Annotated in this window: 25 protein-coding genes; 17 read left to right on the top strand and 8 right to left on the bottom strand. The window is 63.9% G+C overall.

Annotated features, from left to right (window positions below):
• Positions 1-3: 3 nt before the first annotated feature.
• The 3 genes from FJ953_RS04560 to FJ953_RS04550 form a co-directional block, all read right to left on the bottom strand.
• Positions 4-1026, bottom strand: a complete 1023-nt coding sequence (locus FJ953_RS04560; RefSeq protein ID WP_140623296.1) for an aldose epimerase family protein — start codon at positions 1024-1026, stop codon at positions 4-6.
• 85 nt (positions 1027-1111) lie between these two features.
• Positions 1112-2569 carry an NAD-dependent succinate-semialdehyde dehydrogenase gene (locus tag FJ953_RS04555; protein ID WP_140517224.1) on the bottom strand — a complete coding sequence of 486 codons (1458 nt, stop codon included), beginning with the start codon at positions 2567-2569 and terminating at the stop codon, positions 1112-1114.
• Between the two features lie 228 nt (positions 2570-2797).
• Positions 2798-3748 carry an AEC family transporter gene (locus FJ953_RS04550; RefSeq protein WP_140521072.1) on the bottom strand — a complete coding sequence of 317 codons (951 nt, stop codon included), beginning with the start codon at positions 3746-3748 and terminating at the stop codon, positions 2798-2800.
• A gap of 263 nt (positions 3749-4011) precedes the next feature.
• On the opposite strand from FJ953_RS04550, the gene FJ953_RS04545 reads away from it, so the two are divergent.
• From FJ953_RS04545 to FJ953_RS04520, 6 genes are all read left to right on the top strand, one after another.
• The gene (locus FJ953_RS04545) at positions 4012-4560 is read left to right on the top strand and encodes a histidine phosphatase family protein (RefSeq protein ID WP_140517227.1); all 549 of its coding nucleotides are present in this window, start codon (positions 4012-4014) and stop codon (positions 4558-4560) included.
• Between the two features lie 303 nt (positions 4561-4863).
• Positions 4864-5145: an acyl carrier protein gene (locus FJ953_RS04540; RefSeq protein ID WP_010909964.1), complete on the top strand. Its 282-nt coding sequence runs from the start codon at positions 4864-4866 to the stop codon at positions 5143-5145.
• A gap of 17 nt (positions 5146-5162) precedes the next feature.
• Positions 5163-6350 carry a beta-ketoacyl-ACP synthase gene (locus tag FJ953_RS04535; RefSeq protein ID WP_140623294.1) on the top strand — a complete coding sequence of 396 codons (1188 nt, stop codon included), beginning with the start codon at positions 5163-5165 and terminating at the stop codon, positions 6348-6350.
• 41 nt (positions 6351-6391) lie between these two features.
• Positions 6392-7663 (top strand): beta-ketoacyl-ACP synthase, encoded by a 1272-nt coding sequence (locus FJ953_RS04530; RefSeq protein ID WP_140495696.1) that lies wholly within the window; start codon positions 6392-6394, stop codon positions 7661-7663.
• A 37-nt stretch (positions 7664-7700) separates the two neighbouring features.
• Positions 7701-8729 (top strand): zinc-binding dehydrogenase, encoded by a 1029-nt coding sequence (locus tag FJ953_RS04525; RefSeq protein ID WP_140517233.1) that lies wholly within the window; start codon positions 7701-7703, stop codon positions 8727-8729.
• Between the two features lie 12 nt (positions 8730-8741).
• Entirely contained in the window at positions 8742-9710 is a 969-nt protein-coding gene (locus tag FJ953_RS04520) for a lipid A biosynthesis lauroyl acyltransferase (RefSeq protein ID WP_246674702.1), read from the top strand.
• A 44-nt stretch (positions 9711-9754) separates the two neighbouring features.
• Here FJ953_RS04520 and FJ953_RS04515 read toward each other — a convergent pair whose 3' ends face one another.
• Positions 9755-10183 (bottom strand): L,D-transpeptidase, encoded by a 429-nt coding sequence (locus tag FJ953_RS04515; RefSeq protein WP_140555076.1) that lies wholly within the window; start codon positions 10181-10183, stop codon positions 9755-9757.
• Between the two features lie 217 nt (positions 10184-10400).
• Here FJ953_RS04515 and FJ953_RS04510 point away from each other — a divergent pair, with 217 nt between their 5' ends.
• The 5 genes from FJ953_RS04510 (at position 10401) to FJ953_RS04485 (ending at position 17046) form a co-directional block, all read left to right on the top strand.
• The gene (locus FJ953_RS04510) at positions 10401-11675 is read left to right on the top strand and encodes an acetylornithine deacetylase/succinyl-diaminopimelate desuccinylase family protein (RefSeq protein ID WP_140521077.1); all 1275 of its coding nucleotides are present in this window, start codon (positions 10401-10403) and stop codon (positions 11673-11675) included.
• A gap of 158 nt (positions 11676-11833) precedes the next feature.
• Complete coding sequence (locus FJ953_RS04505) at positions 11834-13312, top strand: ABC transporter substrate-binding protein (protein WP_140559638.1); 1479 nt, start codon at positions 11834-11836, stop codon at positions 13310-13312.
• 301 nt (positions 13313-13613) lie between these two features.
• Positions 13614-14561 (top strand): ABC transporter permease, encoded by a 948-nt coding sequence (locus FJ953_RS04495; RefSeq protein WP_140555073.1) that lies wholly within the window; start codon positions 13614-13616, stop codon positions 14559-14561.
• Entirely contained in the window at positions 14558-15427 is an 870-nt protein-coding gene (locus tag FJ953_RS04490) for an ABC transporter permease (protein WP_140517241.1), read from the top strand. The genes FJ953_RS04495 and FJ953_RS04490 overlap by 4 nt, the downstream gene beginning before the upstream one ends.
• Positions 15424-17046: a dipeptide ABC transporter ATP-binding protein gene (locus FJ953_RS04485; RefSeq protein ID WP_140623290.1), complete on the top strand. Its 1623-nt coding sequence runs from the start codon at positions 15424-15426 to the stop codon at positions 17044-17046. The genes FJ953_RS04490 and FJ953_RS04485 overlap by 4 nt, the downstream gene beginning before the upstream one ends.
• 95 nt (positions 17047-17141) lie before the next feature.
• On the opposite strand, the gene FJ953_RS04480 is transcribed toward FJ953_RS04485, so the two are convergent.
• Entirely contained in the window at positions 17142-17573 is a 432-nt protein-coding gene (locus FJ953_RS04480; RefSeq protein ID WP_140495687.1) for a TerB family tellurite resistance protein, read from the bottom strand.
• Between the two features lie 185 nt (positions 17574-17758).
• Here FJ953_RS04480 and FJ953_RS04475 point away from each other — a divergent pair, with 185 nt between their 5' ends.
• The 4 genes from FJ953_RS04475 to FJ953_RS04460 all read left to right on the top strand — a co-directional run bounded on the left by FJ953_RS04475 (position 17759) and on the right by FJ953_RS04460 (position 20201).
• Positions 17759-18544: a TSUP family transporter gene (locus FJ953_RS04475; protein WP_140517245.1), complete on the top strand. Its 786-nt coding sequence runs from the start codon at positions 17759-17761 to the stop codon at positions 18542-18544.
• Positions 18545-18600: 56 nt separating this feature from the next.
• Positions 18601-18771 carry a hypothetical protein gene (locus FJ953_RS04470; RefSeq protein ID WP_140517247.1) on the top strand — a complete coding sequence of 57 codons (171 nt, stop codon included), beginning with the start codon at positions 18601-18603 and terminating at the stop codon, positions 18769-18771.
• An 82-nt stretch (positions 18772-18853) separates the two neighbouring features.
• Positions 18854-19693: an AraC family transcriptional regulator gene (locus FJ953_RS04465; protein ID WP_140623289.1), complete on the top strand. Its 840-nt coding sequence runs from the start codon at positions 18854-18856 to the stop codon at positions 19691-19693.
• 85 nt (positions 19694-19778) lie between these two features.
• On the top strand, positions 19779-20201 hold the full coding sequence (locus FJ953_RS04460; protein WP_140495683.1) for a VOC family protein: 423 nt from the start codon (positions 19779-19781) through the stop codon (positions 20199-20201).
• Here FJ953_RS04460 and FJ953_RS04455 read toward each other — a convergent pair whose 3' ends face one another.
• Positions 20202-21677, bottom strand: coding sequence for a cobyric acid synthase (locus tag FJ953_RS04455; RefSeq protein WP_140623287.1), 1476 nt, complete (start codon positions 21675-21677; stop codon positions 20202-20204).
• A 3-nt stretch (positions 21678-21680) separates the two neighbouring features.
• Entirely contained in the window at positions 21681-22295 is a 615-nt protein-coding gene (locus FJ953_RS04450; RefSeq protein WP_140521085.1) for a dimethylsulfonioproprionate lyase family protein, read from the bottom strand.
• 144 nt (positions 22296-22439) lie between these two features.
• Between FJ953_RS04450 and FJ953_RS04445 the strand changes: the two genes are divergently transcribed.
• Both FJ953_RS04445 and mmsB read left to right on the top strand, forming a co-directional pair.
• Positions 22440-23606 (top strand): isobutyryl-CoA dehydrogenase, encoded by a 1167-nt coding sequence (locus tag FJ953_RS04445; protein WP_140564135.1) that lies wholly within the window; start codon positions 22440-22442, stop codon positions 23604-23606.
• Positions 23607-23632: 26 nt separating this feature from the next.
• Entirely contained in the window at positions 23633-24517 is an 885-nt protein-coding gene (gene mmsB, locus FJ953_RS04440; RefSeq protein ID WP_140623285.1) for a 3-hydroxyisobutyrate dehydrogenase, read from the top strand.
• A 271-nt stretch (positions 24518-24788) separates the two neighbouring features.
• Here mmsB and FJ953_RS04435 read toward each other — a convergent pair whose 3' ends face one another.
• Positions 24789-25433, bottom strand: coding sequence for a cytochrome c oxidase assembly factor Coa1 family protein (locus FJ953_RS04435; protein ID WP_140623283.1), 645 nt, complete (start codon positions 25431-25433; stop codon positions 24789-24791).
• Positions 25434-25487: the final 54 nt, after the last annotated feature.

Genomic DNA, 25487 nt, shown 5'->3' with positions numbered 1-25487 from the left:
GGGTCAGGGCAGCCGGAACCGATATTCCGTCACGTGATGGTAGATCGCACCCGGCCACAGCGTCGCCTGCGGGAAATACGGCCGGTTCGGCGCGTCCGGCCATATTTGCGGCTCCAGGCAGAAACCGCAGAAAGCTTTGTGGTTTCGCCCTTCCAGCCCCGTGCGCGGCGTCACATACTGGCCGGTATAGAGCTGGACGCCGGGCTCCGTGGTCCACAGTTCCATCTCGACGCCGGAGTTCGCTCCTTGCACCCACGCCGCCAGCTTGAGCGGCCCACGCGCCGAGGCGAGGCAGAAATTCTGGTCGTAGGCAAGCTGCTCGCCTTCGGTCTCCATGCGCAGCGGCCGCGCCTGGCGGAAATCGAAGGGCGTGCCGTCGACAGGCTTCACCGTGCCCGTCGGAATCATTTCGCCATCCACCGGCAGATAGGCGCCGGCATTGAGCATCATCCGGTGATCGAGGATGTCGCCCGTCCCGCCATCATCGAGGTTGAAGTAGGAATGCTGCGTGAGATTGCACAGCGTCGGCTCCTCGCATGTGGCTGATATCTCGACGCTGAGCGTGCCGGGGATCTTCAGCCGGTAGGTGCAGGTGACGTCGAGTGCCCCGGGAAAGCCCATCGTGCCGTCGGGATCGTGCAGCGTCAGCGTGACGAAGTCCCGCCCGTGCAGCGAAACCGTCCACGGCCGATGGAAAAAGCCTTGCGAGCCTCCATGCAGCGTGTGCTTGTCGAGAAAATTGCGCTCGGTCTGGTAGCGCTTGCCGGCGATGGTGAAGCGGCCGTCGCGGATGCGGTTGGCATAGCGGCCGACGACCGCGCCGAAGAAAGCCGTGTCGGTTTCATAGGATGATAGATTATCATAGCCGAGCACGAGAGGCGCATCGTGGCCGGCCAGGCGCAGGTCCTGGATGATCGCGCCGAGCCCAAGGATATTGGCGCTAAGTCCGCCGCCTCTGATGGTGAAGCGGCGAATCGGGTCGCCCGCCTGGGTGGTGCCGAAAACCTCGCCGTCCTTCATTGCCATGCCCGCAAACGTCAGTTGATCCAGACGGCCCGTTTCGTAGCCGGGGCAGGCAGATCATAGGCCTGCCTGTCCCGGCGACAGTCTATCAGAGGCCGAGGCCGCCGATGCAGACATATTTGGTGTCGAGGTAATCCTCGATACCCTGATGTCCGCCTTCCTTGCCGAGCCCGGACTCCTTGACGCCGCCGAACGGTGCTTCCGGCGTGGTGATCAGGCCTTCATTGACGCCGACCATGCCATATTTCAGCCCTTCCATGACGCGGAAGGCGCGGCCGAGATCGCCGGTGTAGAAATAGCAGGCGAGGCCGAATTCGGTGTCATTGGCAAGCGCAATCGCTTCTTCCTCGGTCTCGAACCTGAAGACGGGCGCCACCGGCCCGAATATCTCTTCCTTCATGAAGCGCATCTTGGGCGTCGCATCGGCGATGACGGTCGGCTGGAAGAACGAGCCGCCGAGCGCATGGCGCTTGCCGCCAGCGACGACCTTGCCGCCCTTCGAAGTCGCATCGGCGATCAGTTCCTCGACCTTCTCGACCGCCTTCTCGTCGATCAGCGGCCCCTGCTGCACGCCCTCCTCCAGGCCGGAGCCGACCTTCAGCTTGTCGCTGGCGGCAGCCAGCTTCTCGACGAACCGGTCATAGACGCCGGCCTGGACAAGGAAGCGGTTCGTACAGACGCAGGTCTGGCCCGAATTGCGGTACTTGGCCGTGATCGCACCGGCGACGGCGCGGTCGATGTCGGCGTCGTCGAAGACGATGAACGGCGCATTGCCGCCGAGCTCCATCGACACCTTCTTCACGGTGACGGACGACTTCTGGATCAGGATCTTGCCGACCTCGGTCGAGCCGGTAAAAGTGATCTTCTTGACCAGCGGATTGGCGCAGATCTCATCGCCAATTTCGCCGGCCGCACCGGTCAGGATGTTGATTACGCCCTTGGGGAAGCCGACTTCCTCGGCCAGCGCGCCCCAGGCGAGACCGGAGTAAGGCGTCTGCGAGGCGGGCTTGACCACGGCGGTGCAACCCGCGGCGAGTGCCGGGCCGAGCTTGCGGGCCAGCATCGAGGACGGGAAATTCCACGGCGTGATGGCGGCGATGACGCCGACCGGTTCCTTGGTCACCAGGATGCGGCGGTCCGCCCACGGCGACGGCACGACATCACCATAGGTGCGGCGGCCCTCCTCGGCGAACCACAGGATGTAGGAGGCGGCCGAGCCGATCTCGCCCTTCGATTCGAACAGCGACTTGCCCTGTTCAATGGTCAGGAGCTCCGCCAGAACGTCCTGATTGTCCATCATGGCATCGTGCAGCTTGCGCAGCAGCTTCGAGCGCTCGAGCGCGGTCGTCTTGCGCCAGGTCTTGAAAGCTTCGTCGGCGGCTTCGATGGCGCGGCGGGTCTCGACCTTGCCCGCTTTCGGCACGGTGCCGATCTTGAGGCCGGTTGCCGGATTGGTGACGTCGACCGTCTGGCCGCTGTCGGCCTGCACCCATTCGCCGTTGATAAGATTGGCCTGGCGCATGAAATGGCTGGTTTTCTGAAGCATGGTCTAGCCTCCGTTCGGCGCTCACGGGCCGCTATCTGGATGTCTTCGATTAGCGCACCGTGCGCTGGGGCCATTGCTCTTAACCTAGGGAAAGCCCCGCAAGCAATCGCAAGATGGCATATAGGGGTTATGCCAGTGCAAGGCGAGAGCCGAGGTTTGATTTCACCGCTGAGACATCGCGTCAAACCGGATTCACGCCGAGCGGCTCAGACCCCGGTCTTATTCATGTCAGCCGAACACGTGCACGCTCACCGCCAGCCAGAAAGCAGTGGTAACGACCGCGCTCGCGGTCGCGATGGTCATCTGGTTCGACGCCAGCGCCTGGCCTGTGTTGAACTGCACGGCAATGAGATAGGAATTGATGCCGGATGGGAGCGCCGCCACCACGACCGCTACCTTGGCGGTCAAGGGCGGCAGGCCGAGCAACCAGACGAAGATCAGAACCAGCGCCGGCATCAGGAACAGCTTCAGTGTTGATAGCGCCAGCGCCGGGCGGACATTGCCTGATATGCCGAAGCGGCGCAGGCTGAGCCCCATGGCGAACAGCGCCACCGGCCCGGCGGTGCCGGCCAGCGCGTCCACCAGCCGCATGACCAGTTCGGGCAGCGGGATGCCGCTGAAGCGCCATGCGAGACCCAAAAGAATGCCGATGATTAGCGGATTGATGAACAGCCGCCTCAGGAAATTGCGGACGACGCGCACGGGGTGCACATGCTCGCCGCCGCCGCGGCCGAACATCTCGAACAGCACGATCGAAGCCATCATCATGACAGGCAGATGCACGGAAACCAGGAGCGACAGCACCTCGAATCCATCCCGCCCGAATATGCCGAGAATGAACGGCGCGCCGAGCAGGACAACATTGGAATAGGCCGACGACACCCCGCCGACGACACCCGCGCGTGCGTCGCGTCCGAATATCCGCGTGGTAACGACATGGCCGGCGGCCCAGGTGATTGCCACCGCCGCGAAATAGGCCCCCCATAGCGACCACGGTGCCACCCCGTGGAAATCGGCATTCACCATCGTCTGGAACAACAGCAGCGGCATCGCAACGCTGACCGCGAAATCGGATATCCCCTCGCCGCTCGCCGGCTTCATATAACCGGTGAACCCGGCGAGGTAGCCGAGCGCCACGAGGCTGAAGACGAAAAGGACGGTTTCGGTAAGCGGAGACATTTTTCCAGGGATAGGCGAGCCAAGGTCGCGGTGCAATCGCGCCCGAATTTCTTCGACCCCGAATTTGTTCTGCCAAGCGGGGCATCGCCGAAGGCGGCTGGACTTTTCCCATCCCGCTCACGACCGGAAGACCGATCTGGTGAAGCAGCGGATGACGAAGGAGAAGTGAGACCGCGGAGACCGCAGGCCTTTCGCTTGTCTTTGTACCTGCTTTCCGATCCCTATATGCGGGTGGCCGGTACCCGGCTTCTGGAAGGATTACGATGATCCGATTTGCCTTGGCGTTGTTCCTGTTTGGCGTTCCGGCTGCAGCGCATGCGACGGATGCCGGCTGGGCGCTGCTGCGCGATGGCGGCCATGTCGTGCTTTTGCGCCATGCCATGGTCACCGGCACCACCGATCCCGCCAATTTTGATATCGACAGCTGCGCCACCCAGGTCAATCTGTCCGCACGCGGCAAGCAGCAGTCGAGCAAGATCGGCGCCTTGCTTGCCGCCCGCGCCGCGCCGATCGAGCGCGTGCTGTCCAGCCGCTATTGCCGCTGCCTCGACACCGCGCGCATCGCCTTCGAGACCGAGCCGGAGCCTTTCGCGCCGCTCGACCTGCTGAAGGGCGACGCGGCGCAAAAGGCGGCCCAGATCGCCGCGATCATGAAGGAAATCCGCGCCTATTCCGGCTCTGACAACCTGGTCATGGTCACTCATCTGGAAAATATCGCTGCGTTGACCGGCGTCTCGCCGCGCGAGGGCGAAGCCGTTGTCGTCGAGCCGCAGGGCGACGGTCTGCGTGTGCTCGGCCGGGTTACGTTCTAAATCGGGGCCGACCGGCGCATCCGCGAGCAGCCACGCGTCGATGAGGACTTGCGACAGAGGTAATGTTGCCAAAATACCACCCAAAAAAGATGCCGCGCTAGGGCCGCGACAATGAGGCCAACATCATCCGCGGTCGCCAGCCATGGAGGGGCCGCCGGGTTGACCGGCGGCCCGTCTTGCGTTTCTTGGGCACGCTACCCATCTGCGCCCGGCGTATCAGGCCTTTTCCTGCCGGGAAAAACCGATTAGACAGCGCCCAAACAAGATGCGGACAGATTCCGCCCGCAACCGAAGGAAAAGCCCTTGTCCACCACGTTCGACAAAGTCGCCAAGATCATTGCCGACACCAGCGAGATCGATATCGACACCATCACGCCCGAGAGCCACACGATCGACGATCTCGGCATCGACAGCCTCGATTTCCTCGACATCGTCTTCGCCATCGACAAGGAATTCGGCATCAAGGTGCCGCTGGAAAAGTGGACCCAGGAAGTCAATGACGGCAAGGCCTCGACGGACGATTACTTTGTCATGAAGAACCTGTGCGCCAAGATCGACGCACTGGTCGCCGCCAAGACCGCCTGATCCGTACCCGATCATCCATGAGCCCCCGCGACGTCGTCATCACCGGCATTGGCCTTGTCTCCTCGTTGGGAGAAGGCCCCGATGAACACTGGCGCAAGCTCACTCAGCCGGGTCAGAAGCCGGTGCTCGAAGCCGAGCGTTTCGCGCCCTACACCGTCCATCCGCTGCCGGAGATCGACTGGAACCTGCAGATCGCCAAGCGCGGCGACCAGCGCCAGATGGAAACCTGGCAAAGGCTCGGCACCTATGCCGCGGGTCTTGCGCTGGACGATGCCGGCATCAAGGGCAATGACGAGCTCTGCACGACCATGGACATGGTCGTGGCCGCCGGCGGCGGCGAGCGCGACGAAGCGGTCGATGCCGCCATCCTGGCCGCCTCAGAAAGCCGCAACGACCGTGACGTGCTGCTCAACGAGAAGCTCACCACCGAACTGCGCCCCACCCTGTTCCTGGCACAGCTTTCCAATCTGCTCGCCGGCAACATCTCCATCGTCCACAAGGTGACGGGATCGTCCAGGACCTTCATGGGCGAGGAAGGCGCCGGCGTAGCCGCCGTCGAGACGGCTGCCGCGCGCATTCGTTCCGGCCAGTCGACGCATATACTGGTGGGCGGCGCTTTCCAGACCGAACATTCCGATATGTTGCTCGGCTATGAGCTTGCCGGCTACCTGCATCGCGGCGCCTGGAAGCCCGTCTGGCAGCGGCAAGGCGCCGAAGGTGGCGGCGTGGTGTCGGGATCCGGCGGCGCTTTCCTGGTGCTGGAGCAGCGCGAACACGCGGCAAGCCGGGGGCGCAAGATCTATGCCGAGCTCGGCCCGGTCGTCTCCGGCCGTGCCAGGCGGCGGCAGGGCGAGCTCGATTCCGAGATCGCCGCGCTGCTCAAGAAGACCGCCGTGCCGAATGGCGGCTTGCTGACCATGTCTGGCGCCTCAGGCGCTCACGCGGCTACCTCCGCCGAGAAGTCGGCATTCGACGCCAATCCCGCGATCGCGGCGCGTGGCTTCGCGACGCTGACCGGCCACATGAAGGAAGCGCAGTTTCCCTTCGCCGTGGCGCTGGCGGCGCTCGCCGTCGACCGTAAGGCCGCCTACCCCGTTTTCGATGCCGCTGCCGAGAAACCGTTCGAAGGCATTCCAAGAAGCGTCCTTGCAACGGCGATCGGCTACCACCAATTCGAGGGCATGGCGCTGGTCAACGCCGCATAGAGCGGCCAGCCACATACAACGACAAAGGTTAGGGCTTCCGGATGGCCAATCTCAGAGATCACATGGGCAGGCCGATCGTTGCCGTCACAGGCATCGGCGTGGTTACTTCCCTTGGAGCCGGCAAATCAGACAACTGGACGGCGCTGACCTCGGGCAGATCGGGCATCCACCCGATCACCCGCTTCCCTGTCGACCACCTCAACACCCGCATTTCCGGCATGGTCGATTTCCTTGCGTCGAGCTCGAAGGGCGCCAGCCCCCTCACATACGAACTGGCGGAGACGGCCGCGCAGGAAGCCGTTGCCGAAGCCGGCCTCAATTCCAGCGACTTCGGCGGACCGCTGTTTCTGGCCTCGCCGCCGGTCGAACTCGACTGGCATGAGCGGTTCGCGCTCTATAATTCCGACAAGCACGACGCCGGTGCCGAAAGGCTGCTTCGGGTGGCGCGCGGCCTGAAGGAGCTCGATACTTTCGAGACCACGCAGTTCGGGTCGATCGCCGACCGGCTCGCCGACCGTTTCGGCACGCGCGGCCTGCCGATCACGCTGTCGACCGCTTGCGCCTCCGGCGCCACGGCCATCCAGCTTGGGGTCGAGGCAATCCGCAGAGGCGAATGCGACCGGGCGCTGTCGATCGGCGCGGACGGCTCGGCGACCGCCGAGGCGCTGATCCGTTTTTCGCTGCTGTCGGCGCTTTCGACCCACAACGACATCCCGGAAAAGGCTTCCAAGCCCTTCTCCAAGGACCGCGACGGCTTCGTGCTGGCCGAAGGTTCCGGCGCTCTGGTGCTGGAATCGCTGGAGGCAGCGCTCGCCCGTGGAGCGAGCGTTCTGGGCATTCTGCGCGGCTGCGGCGAAAAGGCGGACGATTTCCACCGCACCCGCTCCAAGCCGGATGGTTCGCCGGCGATCGCGGCGGTGCGCGCCGCCCTCGCCGATGCCGGCCTGGGCGAGGACGAGATCGACTATGTCAACGCGCACGGCACCTCGACGCCGGAAAATGACAAGATGGAGCACCTGTCGCTGTCGACGGTGTTCGGCGAGCGGATCGGCTCGATGCCGATCTCGTCCAACAAGTCGATGATCGGCCATACGCTGTCCGCCGCCGGCGCGGTGGAAGCGGCATTTTCCCTGATGACCATGCGCGAAGGCGTCATTCCGCCGACCATCAACTACGACAATCCCGATCCGGCGATCGTGCTCGATGTCGTGCCCAACAAGAAGCGCAATGCGCAGGTTGGCACCGTGCTTTCGAACTCCTTCGGCTTTGGCGGCCAGAACACTTGCCTTGTCATGGCGCGGGAACCGGTCTAAGCGAGCCACTTCCGCTAGAACAGAACCGACAGGCTCCATGCGCGCACTGCAACTTATCGAGGACCGCCGTCTTGAAACGGTGGACCTGCCGCCCCCGCCGCCGCCCGCGCTCGGCGAGGTGACGCTGCGCATCAAGGCAGTGGCGCTGAACCACATTGACGTCTGGGGCTGGCGCGGCATGGCTTTCGCCAAGCGCAAGCTGCCGCTGGTCGTCGGCGCGGAAGCCTCCGGCGAGGTCGAGACCGTCGGTCCCGGCGTTTCCGGCCTGCTGCCGGGACAGTTGGTCTCGATCTACGGCGCGCGCACCTGCGGCCTTTGCCGTGCCTGCCGCGAAGGCCGCGACAATCTTTGCGAACACGTCTCGGGCGTTCATGGCTTCCACCTCGACGGCTTCGCGCAGGAGAAGATCAACCTGCCGGCGCGCCTGCTGGTCCCCGTCCCTCCAGGCGTGAGCGAGATCGGCGCGGCTGTCGCCCCCGTCACTTTCGGCACCGTCGAACACATGCTGTTCGACAATGCCAGGCTCGAGCCCGGCGAGACGATCCTTGTCCACGCCGGCGGATCCGGCATCGGCTCGGCCGCCATCCAACTGGCGAAGCGGATGGGCTGCACGGTCATCACCACGGTCGGCTCGAACGACAAGATAGACAAGGCCAAGGCGCTCGGCGCCGATCATGTCATCAACTACCGTGACGACCGGTTCGAGGGCGTCGTGCGCAAGCTGACCAAGAAGAAGGGCGTCGACGTCGTCTTCGAACATGTCGGCGCCGACACCTTTGCCGGCTCGATGCTGTGCCTGAAGCGCGGTGGCCGGCTCGTCACCTGCGGCTCGACGTCCGGCGTGTCGGCGCAGGTCAATCTGATGCAGCTCTTCCAGCAGCAGTTGAAGCTGCTCGGCTCCTTCGGCTGCCGCATGGAGAACATGGCTGACGCCATGCAGAAGATGGCGGCGGGACAGGTCGCACCCGTCATCGATACCGAAGTCGGCTTCGACGACATCGACGCCGCGCTGAAGCGCATGGAAGGCCGCGACGTCTTTGGCAAGATCATCCTACGCGTCGTCTAGGCCCTGACTTCTGTGTTGAAGAAGCTTCGCCGCGACCTGATGTTCCGCTACGGCCGGCAATTGCGCCGGTTCGAGCACTGGCTGGTCGCGCGCATTGCGATGATCATCATCTCGGTGCTGCGCCTGCTGCCCCCCGACAGCGCGCTGAATTTCGCCGACCGCGTCGCCCGCCGCATCGGTCCATGGGTCGGACGCCATAATGTGGCCGTCGAGAATCTGCGCAAGGCCTATCCGCACAAGAGCGAAGCCGAGATCCAGGCCATCGCCTCCGACATGTGGGGCAACATGGCGCGTCTCGCCGCCGAATACATCTTTCTCGACGCCTTGTTCGACTACGATCCAGCCGCCACCAGTCCCGGCCGTGTCGAGGTCAGGGGAGTAGACCATTTCGTCGAGATCGCGGCCGAAAAGAAGCCGCACATCGTCTTCACCGGACATCTCGGCAATTTTGAATTGCTGCCGGTGGCGGCGGCTACTTTCGGCATGAATATCACCGCGCTGTTTCGCCCGCCCAACAATCCGTACCTGGCTGACTACATCCTCTCGACGCGCCGCGCGACCATGGGATCGTTGCTGCCCTCGATGGCGGGCGCTTCGTTCGCGCTCGCCTCGGTATTGGAAAACGGCGGCAATATCGGGGTCCTTGTCGACCAGAAGTTCACGGGCGGCCTGGAAACGACATTCTTCGGCCGCCCCTGCCAGAGCAATCGCGTGCTCGGCACACTTGCCCGTCATTATGATTGCGACGTCTACCCGGCGCGCTGCGTCAGGCTGCCGGGCAATCGCTTCAGGCTCGAGATAGAAGAGAAGCTGACATTGCCCCGCACCGCCGATGGCAGTGTCGACGTGCGCGCCACCACCCAGCTTCTCAACGACGTGGTCGAGCGCTGGGTGCGCGAGGATCCCGGCCAGTGGATGTGGTTCCACAAGAGATGGGACATCTGCCGCAAGCGACGCAAGGCAAAGACCCGAAGCGCGTAGTCTGGAGCCGTCCGATGCGCCTCCGGCACAAGCCGGCTTAGCAGTCAGTTCCTCACGACGATGCGCGTGTTGCCGAAGCCGACTTCTCGCACCATCGAGTAGAAAGCCGCCGCATTGGCCGTATGCAGCCGCACGCAGCCATGCGACGCCGGTCGGCCGAGCTGCCTCACCGCGCCCGTTCCGTGGATGGCATAGCCGCCGTGGAAGAACACGGAATAAGGCATCGGCGACATGTCGTATTTGCGCGAATACCACATCCGGGCCGTTCGCTGCGGCCGGTAGGTGCCGCGTGGCGTGAAGTAGCCGGACCGAGCCGTGGACACGCTCCACCGGTAAACGTCCTGGCCGTACCTGACCGTCATCGTCTGCGACGACACGTCTATATTTGCAATGAGGCTGGCTGCCCAGCTCTGCACCGAAACACCCAACAGCATCGTGACAAGTGCTGCTGCCATGAGAACTGTCTTTTTCATGCGATCAAACCCCTTTGATTGCCCCTTGCCTGCCTTCACGTCGTTTTTCATCTCTTTAATGACAGGTGAACGGCATAACATATACCCTTGACCAATTCGCCAATCCAAAGCAGCGAATTTGAACGAATTCCCGCAAGAGTTGCCGTAACGACACGCCGCAACGGCCCAATTGCCAGCGGACTTGCAAAACGACGCCGATCGTTGCTCAACTCGGGCCATGAACGAGCGACTCTTCCAAGCGATCGATGACCGGCGCGACGATCTCGTCGCGCTGACCGCCGAGTTGATCCGTTTTCCCACCATCAACCCCCCCGGCGAAGCGTACCGGCCATGCGCCGAATTTCTTGGCGCGCGGCTGAAGAAGAGCGGCTTCGAAACCGAGTTCATCCGCGCCGAAGGCACGCCCGGCGACACCGACCGCTACCCGCGCGTCAACGTCGTCGCACGCTTCGAGGGCCGCTCGCCCGGCGCCTGCGTCCACTTCAACTCGCATATCGATGTCGTCGAGGCCGGCGACGGCTGGACCGTCGATCCCTTCGCCGGCGTCGTCAGGGACGGCAAGGTCTATGGCCGCGGCGCCTGCGACATGAAGGGCGGCCTGGCTTCCTCGATCATCGCGGCCGAAGCCTTCATGGAGGTATTTCCCGATTTTCCCGGTGCCATCGAGATATCAGGCACGGTCGACGAGGAATCCGGCGGCTTCGGCGGTGTCGCGCATCTGGCGAGGCTCGGCTATTTCTCGAAACCCAGGGTCGACCACGTCATCATTCCCGAACCGCTGAACAAGGACCGCATCTGCCTTGGCCATCGCGGCGTCTGGTGGGCCGAGATCGAGACCAAGGGCGAGATCGCGCATGGCTCGATGCCGTTCCTCGGCGACAATGCGGTGCGCCATATGGGCGCCGTGCTGCAGGCATTCGAGGACGAATTGTTCCCCGCGCTTGACCGCAAGATGACGCGCATGCCGGTCGTGCCCGAAGGGGCGAAGCGTTCCACCATGAACATCAACTCCATCCATGGCGGCCAGACCGAGGATTTCCGGCCCGGCCTGCCCTCGCCCAACGTGCCCGATTCCTGCCGGCTGACCATCGACCGCCGCTTCCTGCTCGAAGAGGATATCGCCACGGTCAAGGGCGAGGTGACCGGCATTCTCGAGCGGCTGAAGCGTGATCGGCAAAAGTTCGACTACGAGATCCGTGACCTGATGGAGGTGCTGCCGCTGATGACCGAACGCGACGCTCCCGTCGTCAAGGCAATCGCGCAAGGCATCCACGCGATCTTCGATCGCGAGCCCGACTACGTCATTTCACCCGGCACCTACGACCAGAAGCACATTGCCCGCATCGGCCATGTCTATGATTGCATCGCCTATGGCCCGGGCATTCTCGATCTCGCCCACCGGCCGGACGAATGGGTCGGGATCTCGGATATGGTGGAATCGGCCAAGGTGATGGCGTTCGGGCTCAACATGCTGCTGCGCGGCGCCCGATAGCGCCGCACGGGCAAGAGCCAACGATCAATGCGGCCGTCCGGAGAAAAACATTCCCGGCTACGCCGCCGCGCGGCACGAAACGCAATTTACTCCCGTGCGAAATCACGCTTCTATTCGCCCGGTTTGAGCGCATGTTTGACCACACGGGGAGTAGCACCATGAAATTGTGGAAAACCATCCTGGCCGCCGCCGTCCTGGCGCTGGCCGTCGGCACTCCCGCGCTGGCGGCGCGAACCGATCTGGTCATTGGCATCCCGCTCGAACCGCCACATCTCGATCCGACCGCCGGCGCGGCCGCGGCAATCGACGAGGTTCTCTACGCCAACGTGTTCGAAGGCTTGACCCGCATCGGGCCAAATGGCGAGGTCCTGCCGGATTTGGCTGAAAGCTGGACCATCTCCGACGACGGCAAGACCTACACCTTCAAGCTGCACACCGGCGTGAAATTCCACGATGGCGCCGGCTTCAGCGCCGACGACGTAAAATTCTCGCTCGACCGCGCCCGCGCCGACAATTCGGTCAATGCGCAAAAAGCCCTGTTCGCAGCCATCGATACGGTCGACGTGGTCGACCCGGCAACGGTCAAGGTGACGTTGAAGAACCCGCAGGGATCCTTCCTCTACAATATGGGCTGGGGCGATGCTGTCATCGTCTCGCCGAAATCCGCTGACGCCAACAAGGAAAAGCCGGTCGGGACCGGCCCGTTCAAATTCCAGAGCTGGGCCAAGGGATCCTCGATCACGCTGGTGAAATCCGACAGCTATTGGGGCACGCCGGCTTACCTCGACAAGGTCGAGTTCCGCATCGTGCCCGATGCCGCTGCTAGCGTACCGGCATTGCTTTCCGGCGATATCCAGGCGTTCCCATTCTTCGATCCCGACAGTCTCGCGCAGGTCAAGGACGATCCGCGTTTCAAGGTGGTGATCGGTTCGACCGAAGGCGAAACCATCCTGTCGATCAACAACAAGAAGCCGCCCTTCGACAAATTGCTGGTCAGGCAGGCGATCTCCTACGCGCTCGATCGCAAGGCGATCATCGACGGTGCCTCGGCCGGCCTCGGCCTGCCGATCGGCTCGCATATGTCGCCGGCCAACAAGGACTACGTCGACCTCACCGGCCGCTATCCGCACGATGTCGCCAAGGCCAAGGAACTCTTGAAGGAAGCAGGCCTGGAGAATGGCTTCAAGGCGACGCTGAAGCTTCCGCCGCCCACCTATGCCAGGCTCGGCGGCGAGATCATCGCCTCGCAGCTCCGTGACGTCGGCATCAACCTCGAGATCATCCCGGTCGAATGGGCGCAGTGGCTGGACCAGGTGTTCACCAAGAAGGACTACGACCTGACCATCGTCTCCCATACCGAGCCCAACGACATCGGTATCTATGCGCGTAAGGATTATTACTTCAATTACGACAATCCGGCCTTCGACAAGGTGATCGCCGATCTGGACGTCACCTCCGATGAAGCCAAGCGCAAGGAATTGCTGGGGCAGGCACAGAAGATCTTGGCCGACGACGCCGTGGTCGGCTTCCTCTACGAACTGCCCAAGGTCGGCGTCTGGGACGCCAAGCTGCAGGGCCTGTGGGAAAACGCGCCGATCCAGGCCAATGATCTCATCAAGGTGAAGTGGAACGAGTGAAGCCGTTGGCCAAGAGGCGACGTTTGCGCTCCGCACCCCCCTCTGCCCTGCCAAGCTGCCTGACCCGAGCCGCAGGACGATCGCTTCAGGTTTGCGCCGCCCCTCATCGCCCTGCCGGGCCCTTCTCCCCGTATAGTGACGGGGAGAAGGGGGCTGGCCGCAACCTCGGCACCCTTTCTGCAACGCTGAAGATTGGCGAAATCCTTTGCGAAGGCGTCCTTCTCCCCGTCTCTATACGGGGAGAAGATGCCGGCAGGCAGATGAGGGGCAGCGCCGATTTCGACTGTTGGCCGATCAAGCGATGACCGCCTACCTCCTCAGGCGTCTCGCGATCGCCGCCGCCACGTTGGCGCTGGCCTCCATGGTCGTCTTCGCGGTGCTGGAGATCCTGCCCGGCGACCCGGCGCGGCTGATGCTGGGCATGAATGCCAGCGCCGACCAGGTTGAGCTGCTGCGCAACCAGATGGGCCTCGACGCGCCCCTGCCCTGGCGCTACCTGCACTGGGCCGGCGGCCTGCTCTGCCTGGATTTCGGCCGCTCCTACACCTATTCGGTGCCGGTCATCGACCTCGTGCGCGAGCGTCTCGTCGTCTCATTGCCGCTGGCGCTGATTGCGCTCGCCCTATCCACCCTCATCGCCATCCCGGTCGGCCTGTTTTCAGCGAACCATCGCGGGCGGATGGGTGACACAGCGGCGATGGGCGCCGCGCAGCTCGGCGTCGCCATTCCCAATTTCTGGTTCGCGCTGATGCTGATCTATCTCTTCGCGGTCTGGCTGCGGCTGGTTCCGGCCGGCGGCTTTCCCGGTTGGGGGGCCGGTGCCTGGCCGGCGCTGAAATCACTGCTGCTGCCGGCTGTGGCGCTCGCATTGCCGCAGGCCGCGATCCTGGCACGCGTCACCCGTTCGGCACTGATCGAGGTGCTGAACGAGGACTATATCCGCACCGCCCGCGCCAAGGGCCTGCCCTATCGCGCGGTCCTGTGGCGGCACGCACTGCGCAACGCCATGATCCCGGTGCTGACCATTCTGGGCCTGCAATTCGCCTTCCTGCTCGCCGGCACCATCATCATCGAGAACGTCTTCTACCTGCCCGGCCTCGGCCGGCTGGTGTTCCAGGCGATCACCCAGCGCGACCTGATCGTCGTGGAAAGCGTCGTCATGCTGCTGGTCGCCGCGGTCATCGCCGTCAACCTCGTCGTCGACCTCTCTTATGCCGTCGTCGATCCGCGCCTCCGAAGCCGGCAATGATGTTGCATCCGGACATCCCCGAAGAGACGCTGGGCGGCATCCTCGTCAAGGCGTTCGGCAACCGCTCGTTTCTTGCCGGCTTCGCCGTCACGTTGTTCGTGGCGGCGGTGGCGATCCTCTCCTATCTCTGGACGCCCTATGACGTGACCCGGCTGGTGATATCCGACAAGACGCTGGCGCCGTCCTGGGCGCACTGGTTCGGCACCGACCATTTCGGCCGCGACATCCTGTCGATGATCATGGTCGGCGCCCGCAATTCGATCGCGGTGGCGCTGGTCGCGGTCGGCATCGGCATGGGCGTCGGCGTGCCGCTCGGTGCTTTCGCCGCGGCGCGCGGCGGCCTCGTCGACGAGGCCTTGATGCGCATCAACGATCTCGTCTTCGCCTTCCCTGCGCTTTTGTCGGCCATCATGATCACCGCCATCTTCGGCCCCGGCGCCATCAATGCCATTATCGCCATCGGCATCTTCAACATCCCGGTTTTTGCCCGCGTCGCCCGAGCCGGCGCCTTGGCGATCTGGCCGCGCGAATTCATCCTCGCCGCCCGCGCCGCGGGCAAGGGCAAGGCGCTGATCACCATCGAACATGTGCTGCCCAACATCGCCACCTTGCTCCTGGTGCAAGGCACTATCCAGTTCGCGCTCGGCATATTGGCCGAGGCCGGGCTTTCCTATCTGGGCCTTGGCGCCCAACCGCCGATGCCGAGCTGGGGCCGCATGCTGTTCGACGCCCAGACCCGCATGGTGGTGGCGCCCTGGATGGCGATCTTTCCCGGCATGGCGATCGTGATCACCGTGCTTGGGCTGAACCTTTTGGGCGACGGCATCGCCGACATCCTCGATCCGAAATCGCGGCGGCAACGATGAGCCTTCTGGAAATCGACAATCTGTCGCTGGCGATCGGCGACACGCCGATCCTCCGGAGCATCGAGTTCTCCATCGCGCCCGGCGAGGTAATGGGGCTGGTCGGCGAATCCGGCTCCGGCAAATCGATGACGGCTCTGAGCGTCATGCGGCTCTTGCCATATGCCGCGCGTGCCAGCGGGCGCGTCACCTTCGACGGTATCGACATCCTTGCGGCAAGCGAGGATCAGATGTGCGCCCTGCGCGGTGACGATATCGGCATGGTGTTCCAGGAACCGATGACCGCGCTGAACCCGCTCAAGACCATCGGCGAGCAGGTCGCCGAAGGCATACGCTGGCATGCCAAGGCAACACGTGCCGAGGCGGAAGAGCGGGCGCGAAAAATGCTCGACCGGGTTGGCTTGCCATCGGCAAAATTCCCGCTGTCGCGCTATCCGCACGAGCTGTCCGGTGGCCAGCGCCAGCGCGTCGTCATTGCCATGGCCTGCGCGCTGAAGCCGAAGCTGCTGATCGCCGACGAGCCGACCACGGCGCTCGACGTGGTGCTGCAGGCGCAAATCCTCACCCTCTTGCGCGACCTTGTCGCGGAGAGCGGCATGGGCCTGCTCCTGATCTCGCATGACCTCGCCGTGGTCACCGAGATGGCGGATCGCATCACCATTCTTCGTCGGGGCGAAGTCATGGAAGCCGGCGATACGGCCCGCACGCTCTCTGAACAGCTCCACCCCTATACCCGCCAGTTGGCGCTGGCCTCGATGCACGTGCCGGCCCGCGCCCGGCCGCATGGCGCCTCGGCAGCCCGGCCCTTGCTCGAGGTTGAGGGCGTGACGCGCGATTATCCCGGCCGGCGCACCTCGCTGTTCCGGCGCGCGCCTGACATCCGCGCCGTCAACGGCGTGTCGCTGTCCATGGCGCCGGGCCAGTCGGTGGCGCTGGTCGGCCGCTCCGGCTGCGGCAAGTCTACCTTGGCGCGCATGATCCTGGCGCTGGACCGGCCGAGTTCGGGAACCATCCGCTTTCGCGGCGAGCCCCTCACCGGCAAGAGCGAGGCGGACCTGAAGCCGGCGCGGCGCGACATGCAGGTGGTATTCCAGGACCCCTATGGCTCGTTCGATCCGCGCCAGACGGTCGAGAAACTGGTCGCCGAGCCGCTGCACGTGCTGGACAGGAAACCGGGGCGCGCCGAGCGCCGCGAGATGGTGGCGCAGGCGCTGCACGAGGTCGGCCTCGACCAGCACGACATGGAAAAGTATCCGCACGAATTTTCCGGCGGCCAGCGCCAGCGCCTGTCGATCGCCCGCGCCATCATCACCCGCCCAAAACTGGTCGTCGCCGACGAGCCGGTTTCGGCGCTCGATGTTTCGATCCGCGCTCAGATCCTCGACCTGTTCGCCGAGCTCAACCAGAAACTCGGCATCGCCTATCTCTTCATCACCCACGACCTCACCGTCGCCCGCGCCATAACGGACGAAGTGCTGGTCATGCATGACGGCCAGATCGTCGAGCGTGGCCGGACGGGCGAGGTGCTGGATCACCCGCAATCCGAGGCGGCCAAGACGCTTGTCGCCGCAGCGCCGGACCTGCACAGGGCAATTGCACGCCGTATGCAGGAGCAGGGGTGAGCGATCGGTTCGCGAAGCGAATCCGCCGTGTGAGTGAAAGGCCGCAAATGCCGGAGGCTGCCGTAGACAGCCGGCCCGGCTGGGATCCCATCAACCTACTGCTCAGATTTCACCACGTCGACCGGGCTGATGTCGAGCAGGTCGAGCGTGCGGCGCAGCAGGCGCACCTCGGTCTCGGCCAATTGCGCGTCCGCCTTGGCGATCTCGGCCATATGCTGCGCCAGTTGCTTGCGCCGCTCGACATCGAGGTCGCGGAACAGCGCGATGGCCTGTGAGCCATTGGTTTCGTAGCCGAATTCGTTGAGATATTCGATGACGGCGTCGATGCTGGTTTCCGGAATGCCGAAGGCATCCTTGCAGATGCGCCGGAAGGCAACCATCTCGCTCTCGCTGACCGTTCCGTCAGCCAGGATCATGCGGAACAGCATCAGAAGTTCCGCCGACAACACGGGGTCGTCCGCCACCTTGCGCACCCCGGGGTCGCCATCGAAGATCGAGCGTATCTGGTCGAGCAGTTCGAATGCCATCGGGAGCCCCTTTGCCGATTCCTCTAATCCATGTAGCCCAAAAAAGCGCAGCGGTTTTGGGATAATGACAGCACAACGCGAAATCCAGGCGCGACGCGCTTGGATAGAAGTAGCGTGAAATCGGTCTTGCGCAAACGGGGTGTTCGTGATCGAAGCCGGAGCATCTCTGGCTTGATTTCTCCCTGATGATCGACTTCACCTTAGAATCCGTCGCCATGCTCGCCTTCGCCGGTTTTGCCGCGGGCTTTGTCGACTCGATTGCCGGCGGCGGTGGGCTGATCACTATTCCCGCACTGCTGCTGGCCGGCTTCTCGCCGGTCGAGGCGCTGGGAACCAACAAGCTGCAGGGCATGTTCGGCTCGGGATCTGCGACCATCCACTATGCCGCGAAAGGCCATGTCGACCTTCGCCGGCAACTGCCTTCTGCGCTGCTGGCGCTTGCCGGCGGTGCCGTCGGCGCCTTGCTGGCAACGGTCGTGCCCGGCGATCTGCTGCGGGCGCTTCTGCCGCTGGTGCTGATCGCCATCGCGCTCTATTTCGCCCTGAAGCCCAACATGACCGACGTTGACCGCGCCGAACGTATGACGCCCTTCCTGTTCGGGATAACGCTGGTGCCGGCCATCGGCTTTTACGACGGCCTGTTCGGGCCGGGTGCCGGGTCCTTCTACATGCTGGCCTTCGTCGCGCTTGCCGGCTACGGCGTACTCAAGGCGACGGCCCACACCAAGCTGCTCAACTTCGCCTCCAACATCGGCGGCTTCGTCGTCTTCGCCGCGGTCGGTGTCATCTCCTGGAAGATCGGCCTGATGATGGGCGTCGCCCAGTTCCTCGGCGCCCGCCTCGGCGCCAGCCTGGCCATGCGCATCGGCGCCAGGCTGATCAAGCCGCTGCTTGTCATCGTCTGCGTCGCTCTGGCGGCGAAGCTCCTGGCCGACCCGGCGAACCCGCTGCGCGTCCTGATTGGTGTGTGACCCGCGCGCCTGATGGAATGCCGCTGTTCGAATCATGTCGAGGAGAGGACCCGCACATGAATCTCAGCGCACCTACCGAGATTGTTTTCATCATCTCCCTTGTCATCGCCCTCATCGGCATTCTCGCCGCCCTCGGCCTTCTTTCGTTCATCCCACTCGCATCGGTGTGGATCGTGCTCATTGCTTACCTCGTGCTTGCCGGCGGCTGCCTGATGCGCGGCGCCTGACATTCAAATCTCAGGCAATTCGGAGCGCCCGGCCGAGCCGGGCGCTTTTGATTCGGGTCCGGGCTCTGCTAGAGTCCTGTCGATGCCAATCGAGATGCCATGTCAGGAGGAACAGGACCGGTCAGTCCCCGGGCGGTTCGAGATGCGGCGGCGCCTTCCCAGCCCTGCCCTCGCGGGCATTGTGTCAGACATTTGCGGTTATCGCGAAACGGCGCCCGGCCATTACCGCAATGTCGAATATGCCTCCCTTACCGTGCCTCTGGTCATCAGCTTCGCCGAACCTTTCGCCATCGGCCTTGGCAAGCCGCCCGGCGACAATGATCGCTTCGCCAGTTTCGCCGCCGGCCTCTATGCCGGACCCGTGATGATCGAATCCTTCGGCGGCGCCTGCTGCGTCCAGGTCAATTTCACCCCGCTTGGCGCACGCCGATTCTTTGGCCAGCCGATGAGCGGGTTGACCGACCGCATGGTCAGCCTGGACGATGTGCTCGGCATCGAAGGCGTCGCCTTGCGCGAGCGGCTTGGCAACGCGGCGGACTGGAGCAAACGTTTTGCCCTTGTCGAGATGTTCGTCGCCGCCCGGCTGGCCGATGCGCCGGAAACGCAGGCCGGGGTTGCCTGGGCCTATGACAGGATTCTCGCCTCCGGCGGCCGCGTGCGCGTCTCGTCACTGGCCGACAGGCTGGGCTGGAGCCGCAAGCATCTGGCGGGGAAATTCGCGGACGCGACCGGCATCGGCCCGAAAACGCTGTCGCGCATCGTCCGCTTCAACCGCGCGCTTGGCCTGTCGAGGCAGCAAGCTGGCGATTGGGCCGACATCGCGGCCGATTGCGGCTATGCCGACCAGGCGCATCTGGTGCGTGAGTTCCGCGTCCTTGCCGGCGAGACACCGACAGCGCTCTCGGTTCCGGCACAGGCCTGAAGCCTCGGGTAACATTTCTTCAAGACGCCGGAACGGCTGTCGCTCAGACTGGGTTCATCGACCAGCCTGAATGAAGGAGGTTACCATGCCTGCATCACCTGAAGCCCCTCGCCTCTACCCCGCCTTGCGTTACAGGAACGCCGCAAAAATGATTGACTGGCTCTGCGAAGCCTTCGGCTTCAGCATCCGTGCCCGCTACGGCGAAGGCGATGTCGTGCACCATGCCGAACTGGTCTTCGGCTCCTCGATGATCATGCTCGGCAGCGCGCGCGACGACGACTACGGCAAAATGGTTGGCGAACCCGGCACAGGCGGCGGCAAGTCAATCTACATCGCCGTCGACGACGCAGACGCCGCCTACGCCAAGGCGAAGAGGGCAGGCGCCACAATCCTCCAGGAATTGACTGACCGCGACTATGGCAGTCGCGAGTTCATCTGCCGCGACCCGGAGGGCAATGTCTGGTCCTTCGGCACCTATTGGCCGAAGGCAGGCGAAATGGCCAACTAGCTACCGCGCCAGCGAAAAGATCGCGTCGCAGTCGAGTTGGCTCTCCAACTGGGCCGCGACCTCGTCGAGAGCCCTCTCGACCTCGGCGCGATAGTCGATGCCGCCGCCCTTGACGCCGAGGCTTTCGAGGAACCTCCCTCGAAAGGCGTCGGCGCCAAACAGCCCGTGCATATAGGTTCCGACCACCTTGCCATCCGCCGAGACCGCACCGTCCTCGGCGCCATTGATGATTGCGGCCGGCCGCAGCATGTCCGGGCCGGTGGTGCGGCCGAGATGGATCTCGTAGCCTTCGAGCGGCAGGTCGAACGACACCGAGCGGGCGCTGACGTTGCGCACCGTCTTTTCCGGTTCCATCACCGTTTCGATGTCGAGCAGGCCAAGCCCTTCCGCTTCGGTGACGCTGCCTTCGATGCCGTCGGGATCGCGCACGATGCGGCCAAGCATCTGGAAGCCGCCGCAAATGCCGACGACATGGCCGCCGCGCCTGCGATGGGCGAGAAGATCACGGTCCCAGCCATTTTCGCGAAATTTCAGCAGATCCCCGATCGTCGACTTCGAGCCGGGAATGACCACCAGTCCCGCATCCTGCGGCAACGGCTTTCCGGGCGGCACGAACACCACTTCCACCTGCGGCTCGGCCTTGAGCGGGTCGAGATCGTCGAAATTGGCGATGCGGTCAAGCATCGGCACCGCCACCTTCAGCGCACGCGACTCCCCGGAGGCAAGCCGTTCTAGCACCACTGAATCCTCCGAGGGCAGCCGCGCCGCCGCCTTCAGCCACGGCACGACGCCGAAGCAGCGCCAGCCGGTGAACGCTTCGATCGCGTTGATGCCGTCGTCGAACAGCGACACGTCGCCACGGAACTTGTTGATGAGATAGCCGACGATCATGCGCCGGTCTTCCTCCGGCAGGATCAGATGCGTGCCCGCGACCGAGGCGATGACGCCGCCGCGATCGATGTCGCCGACCAGCACGACAGGCACATCGGCCCGCGTCGCAAAGCCCATATTGGCGATGTCGCGGTTTCTGAGATTGATTTCCGCCGGCGAACCCGCGCCCTCGACGATGACGAGATCGGCGCCCTCGCCGACCTTGCCCCAGGAGTCCAGAACGGCGTCCATCAGCCGGCCCTTCAACGCCTGGTAGTCGCGCGCCCGCGCCTCGCCGAACACCTTGCCTTGCACGATGACCTGCGCACCGACATTGGTCTGCGGCTTGAGCAGCACCGGGTTCATGTGAACCGATGGCGGCACGCCGCAGGCGATCGCCTGCAGCCATTGCGCGCGGCCGATCTCGCCACCGCCAGCCCTGTTGTCGCCGGGAATATCGGCAACGGCGGCATTGTTCGACATGTTCTGCGGCTTGAACGGACGCACCTTCAGCCCACGCTTTTTCGCGGCGCGGCACAGCCCGGCGACCAGCACGGTCTTGCCGACATCCGAACCCGTGCCTTGCAGCATAATGGCTTTAGCCATGGCTCAGCCCCTGCCCTGCGTCGCGGTCCCGGTGATCGTGGATTTCTGCGCCAGCGGCCCGCCGCGCCATATATAGAGCGCCAGCAACGGCTCCTTGCCGGTGCGCATGGCGTGATTGACCTTAGAAGCGTGGTGGATGACCTCGCCGGCCTCTCGCTTGTGAAAGCTGTCCTCGCCCATGCGCCACTCGGTGCCGCCGGTCAGCGGGATATAGATCTCCTCGGCGACATGATGGTGGTCGGGATAGACGATATCAGGCCCAAGGATCAGCACGCCGGCGGCGACCTCGTCGTTGGCGAAGTGGCCGCGGGTACCGAATACTTCGAGCCAGCCATAATTGTCGATGAACGCCTTGCCGAAATCCGACTCGCCGTAGGTCTGGCCCCAGCGCAATTCGCCGCGCTCCTGCGCCAGAAATTGCACCAGCTGCTTGGTCCGCGCCGGCGTCAATTCGGCGGCGCGATCGAGATGGCGCAGGCAGCCGAGTGAGTGCGGTTCAAGCTCGCGGGCGGGCATATCCCACCCTATGCGCGCCACCGCATCCTGCACCAGGAAGTCACCCACGGAAGCGAGATAGGCGTGGAACCGCTCTAGCAGCTCATCGAATTTTGTCGTCACATCTTGCTCCGGACATGCATTGACGCACAGCCGCTCCGCGGCGGCTCGGGTTGCGCGGCGGCATCATTGGTCTAGATTGGTGCGCGCGCAAAGCCAAAAACGACAGGCCAGCGAGCCAGCTGGCCAGTATATAGGGAGCACGCCATGGACGCCGCGGTCGATGCGAGCACCAGCCAGTTCGAACTCAACGAGGACCAGCGCGCCATCCAGGAAATGGCTCAGGCCTTCGCCGCCGATCGCGTCGCGCCGAATGCGCTAGACTGGGACCGCAATAAGCATTTCCCCGCCGACGTGATCCGCGAGACTGGCCCGCTGGGCCTCGGCGGCATCTATGTCAGGGACGATGTCGGCGGCTCCGCGCTCGGCCGGCTCGACGCCGTGCTGATCTTCGAAGCGCTGTCCCACGCCGACCCGGCCTTTTCCTCCTTCATCTCGATCCACAATATGGTGGCCTCGATGATCGATCGTTTCGGCGACGACGGCCAGCGCCAGCGCTTCCTGCCGAAGCTCACCTCCATGGAATGGCTGGCGAGCTATTGCCTGACCGAGCCGGGTTCCGGCTCGGACGCCGCTGCCCTGAAGACGCGGGCGGTGAAGAGCGGCGGCGACTACGTGCTGAACGGCGCCAAGCAGTTCATCTCCGGCGCCGGCGACAGCGATATCTATGCCGTCATGGTGCGCACCGGCGCCGAGGGACCGAAAGGCATTTCCACCATCGTCGTGCCGAAAGATGCGCCGGGACTCTCCTTCGGCGCCAATGAGCACAAGATGGGCTGGCATATGCAGTCGACCCGCCAGGTCATTTTCGAGGATTGCAAGGTGCCGGCCGAAAACCTTTTGTCAGGCGAAGGCGCCGGCTTCGGCATCGCCATGGCCGGGCTCGATGGCGGCCGGCTGAACATTGCCGCCTGTTCGGTTGGCGGGGCCCAGTCGGCGCTCGACAAGGCGCTGTCCTACACGGCCGAGCGCAAGGCATTCGGCTCCAGGATCAACCAGTTCCAGGCGCTGCAGTTCCGGCTGGCCGATATGGAAACCGAGTTGCAGGCGGCGCGCATCTTTCTTTATGCCGCCGCTTCCAAGCTCGACCGCAAGGCACCGGATGCCTCGAAATGGTCGGCAATGGCCAAGCGCTTCGTCACCGACACCGGTTTCAACGTCGCCAACGATGCGCTGCAGCTGCTCGGCGGCTACGGTTACCTGCACGATTACGGCATCGAGAAACTGGTGCGCGACCTGCGTGTGCATCAGATCCTCGAAGGCACCAACGAGATCATGCGCGTCATCATCGCCCGCGCGTTGATCGGTCGCTGAAGCGTGCAAACTCCGGGAGAGACACAATGACCACAATCGCCTTCATCGGCCTTGGGAATATGGGCAATCCAATGGCGGCAAACCTGGTCAAGGCAGGCCACACGGTGAATGGCTTCGACCTCATGCCCGAAAACCTGACCGTTGCACGCGAGCATGGTGTGGTCATCATGGCCGATGCCGCCGCAGCAGTGAGGGACGCGGACGTCGTCATCACCATGCTACCCGCCGGCAAGCATGTCCTGTCGGTCTACGAAGAGATCGCGTCCAAGGCAAATAGGGGCGCGCTTTTCATCGATTCCTCGACCATCGACGTCGAATCGGCGCGCAAGGCGCATGCCATCGCCGCAAAGCACGGCCTGCTGTCGGTTGATGCGCCGGTCTCGGGCGGCACCGGCGGTGCCGCCGCCGGCACGCTGACTTTCATGGCCGGCGGCTCGGACGACGCCTTCGCCGCCGCCGAGCCGATCCTGAAGCCCATGGCCGGGCGCATCGTCCATTGCGGCGGCGACGGCGCCGGCCAGGCGGCCAAGATCTGCAACAACATGATTCTCGGCATTTCGATGATCGGCGTCGCCGAGGCCTTCGTGCTGGCCGAAAAGCTCGGCCTGGCGCACCAGGCCCTGTTCGACGTTGCCTCGACCTCTTCAGGCCAGTGCTGGTCGCTGACCACCTATTGCCCGGTGCCCGGCCCGGTGCCGACCTCGCCCGCCAACCGCGACTACAAGCCCGGCTTCGCCGCCGCGCTCATGCTGAAGGATTTGAAGCTGTCGCAGGAAGCCGCACAAGCCGCGGGCGCGGTGACACCGCTTGGCGCCGAAGCGACACAGCTCTACGGCCTGTTCAACGCGCAAGGGAATGCCGGCGCCGATTTTTCCGGGATCATAAATTTTCTGCGCGGCGCCAATCAATAAGCGATTGATAAAGCTCGTTTTTCTTTCGTACGCCTCGCCGGAGAACCGCAAAATTTAGGTTTGCTTAAGCTCTCGATAACTCCGCGGTAACAATGTCCCTATAAAACGGACTGCGAGGCGGATATCGCGTCCGCCCGGCGCTCCGGATCAGGTCTCGCGTACCGGAGCCCGTAAGTTTCGCCAAGTGTTTGCGTAGCGAAACGCCAAGCGTATCTGGCAAAGCCGCGTTCCCGGTGGGGCGCGGTTTTTGCGTTCCAGGATCCGACATCCCTCATATTCCGATTGCCGCGTTCGGGATCGGCACGTGATCTTCATTGGTCAGCACGATCGGCGCATCGGCGCCATCGACCCGGACCACGAGCAGGCGCGTGCTCCACGTGCCTGCATTGCGAACAAGATGCGAAAACACCGTGCCCTTTCCCTTGGTGCCGTGGATGGGAATGCTGAACTGCGCGTCACCCGTCCCGTTTGCGTTGACGTTGAGATGGCCGCCGACCCAGAAATTGGCGGTCACGTCCTCGCCGATGGCGGCTTTCACCCGGGTATCGGCGCGAATGACCTCCATGGTCATGTGATAGGCGTCACTGGTCTTGATCATGAAAGGGATGCCGCCGACCATCGTCGCGCAGCCCCCCATGCTGAGCACCCAGACGGCAAGACCGGCGATCGCCCAGTTGCGCTGCGTTCTGCGGAACTGCTCGGCATCGCGCCACACCCGGTTCCGCCATGCCCAGCGGCTGCCGCGCGCGCCGAGCACGAAGATCATGACGATGTTGACGATCGGGATCAGCGCCAGCAGGGCGATGAAGGTGGAGTTGCCGATGCCCCAGATCCAGTTGAGGAAGAAGGCGCCCCAATTCCAGCGATCGAGCTCAGCCGGGATTTCGGCGGGCTGGTTGAGCGGTTGTCCGGCCATCGCGTTCCCCGTCGGCAAAACTGCCTTGGCGGGTTGTAACCGATAGCGCCGGCG

Origin of the sequence: Mesorhizobium sp. B2-3-6 (assembly GCF_006442305.1) — a bacterium.
Lineage (GTDB): Bacteria > Pseudomonadota > Alphaproteobacteria > Rhizobiales > Rhizobiaceae > Mesorhizobium.
This window is presented reverse-complemented; position numbering and strand designations above follow the sequence as displayed.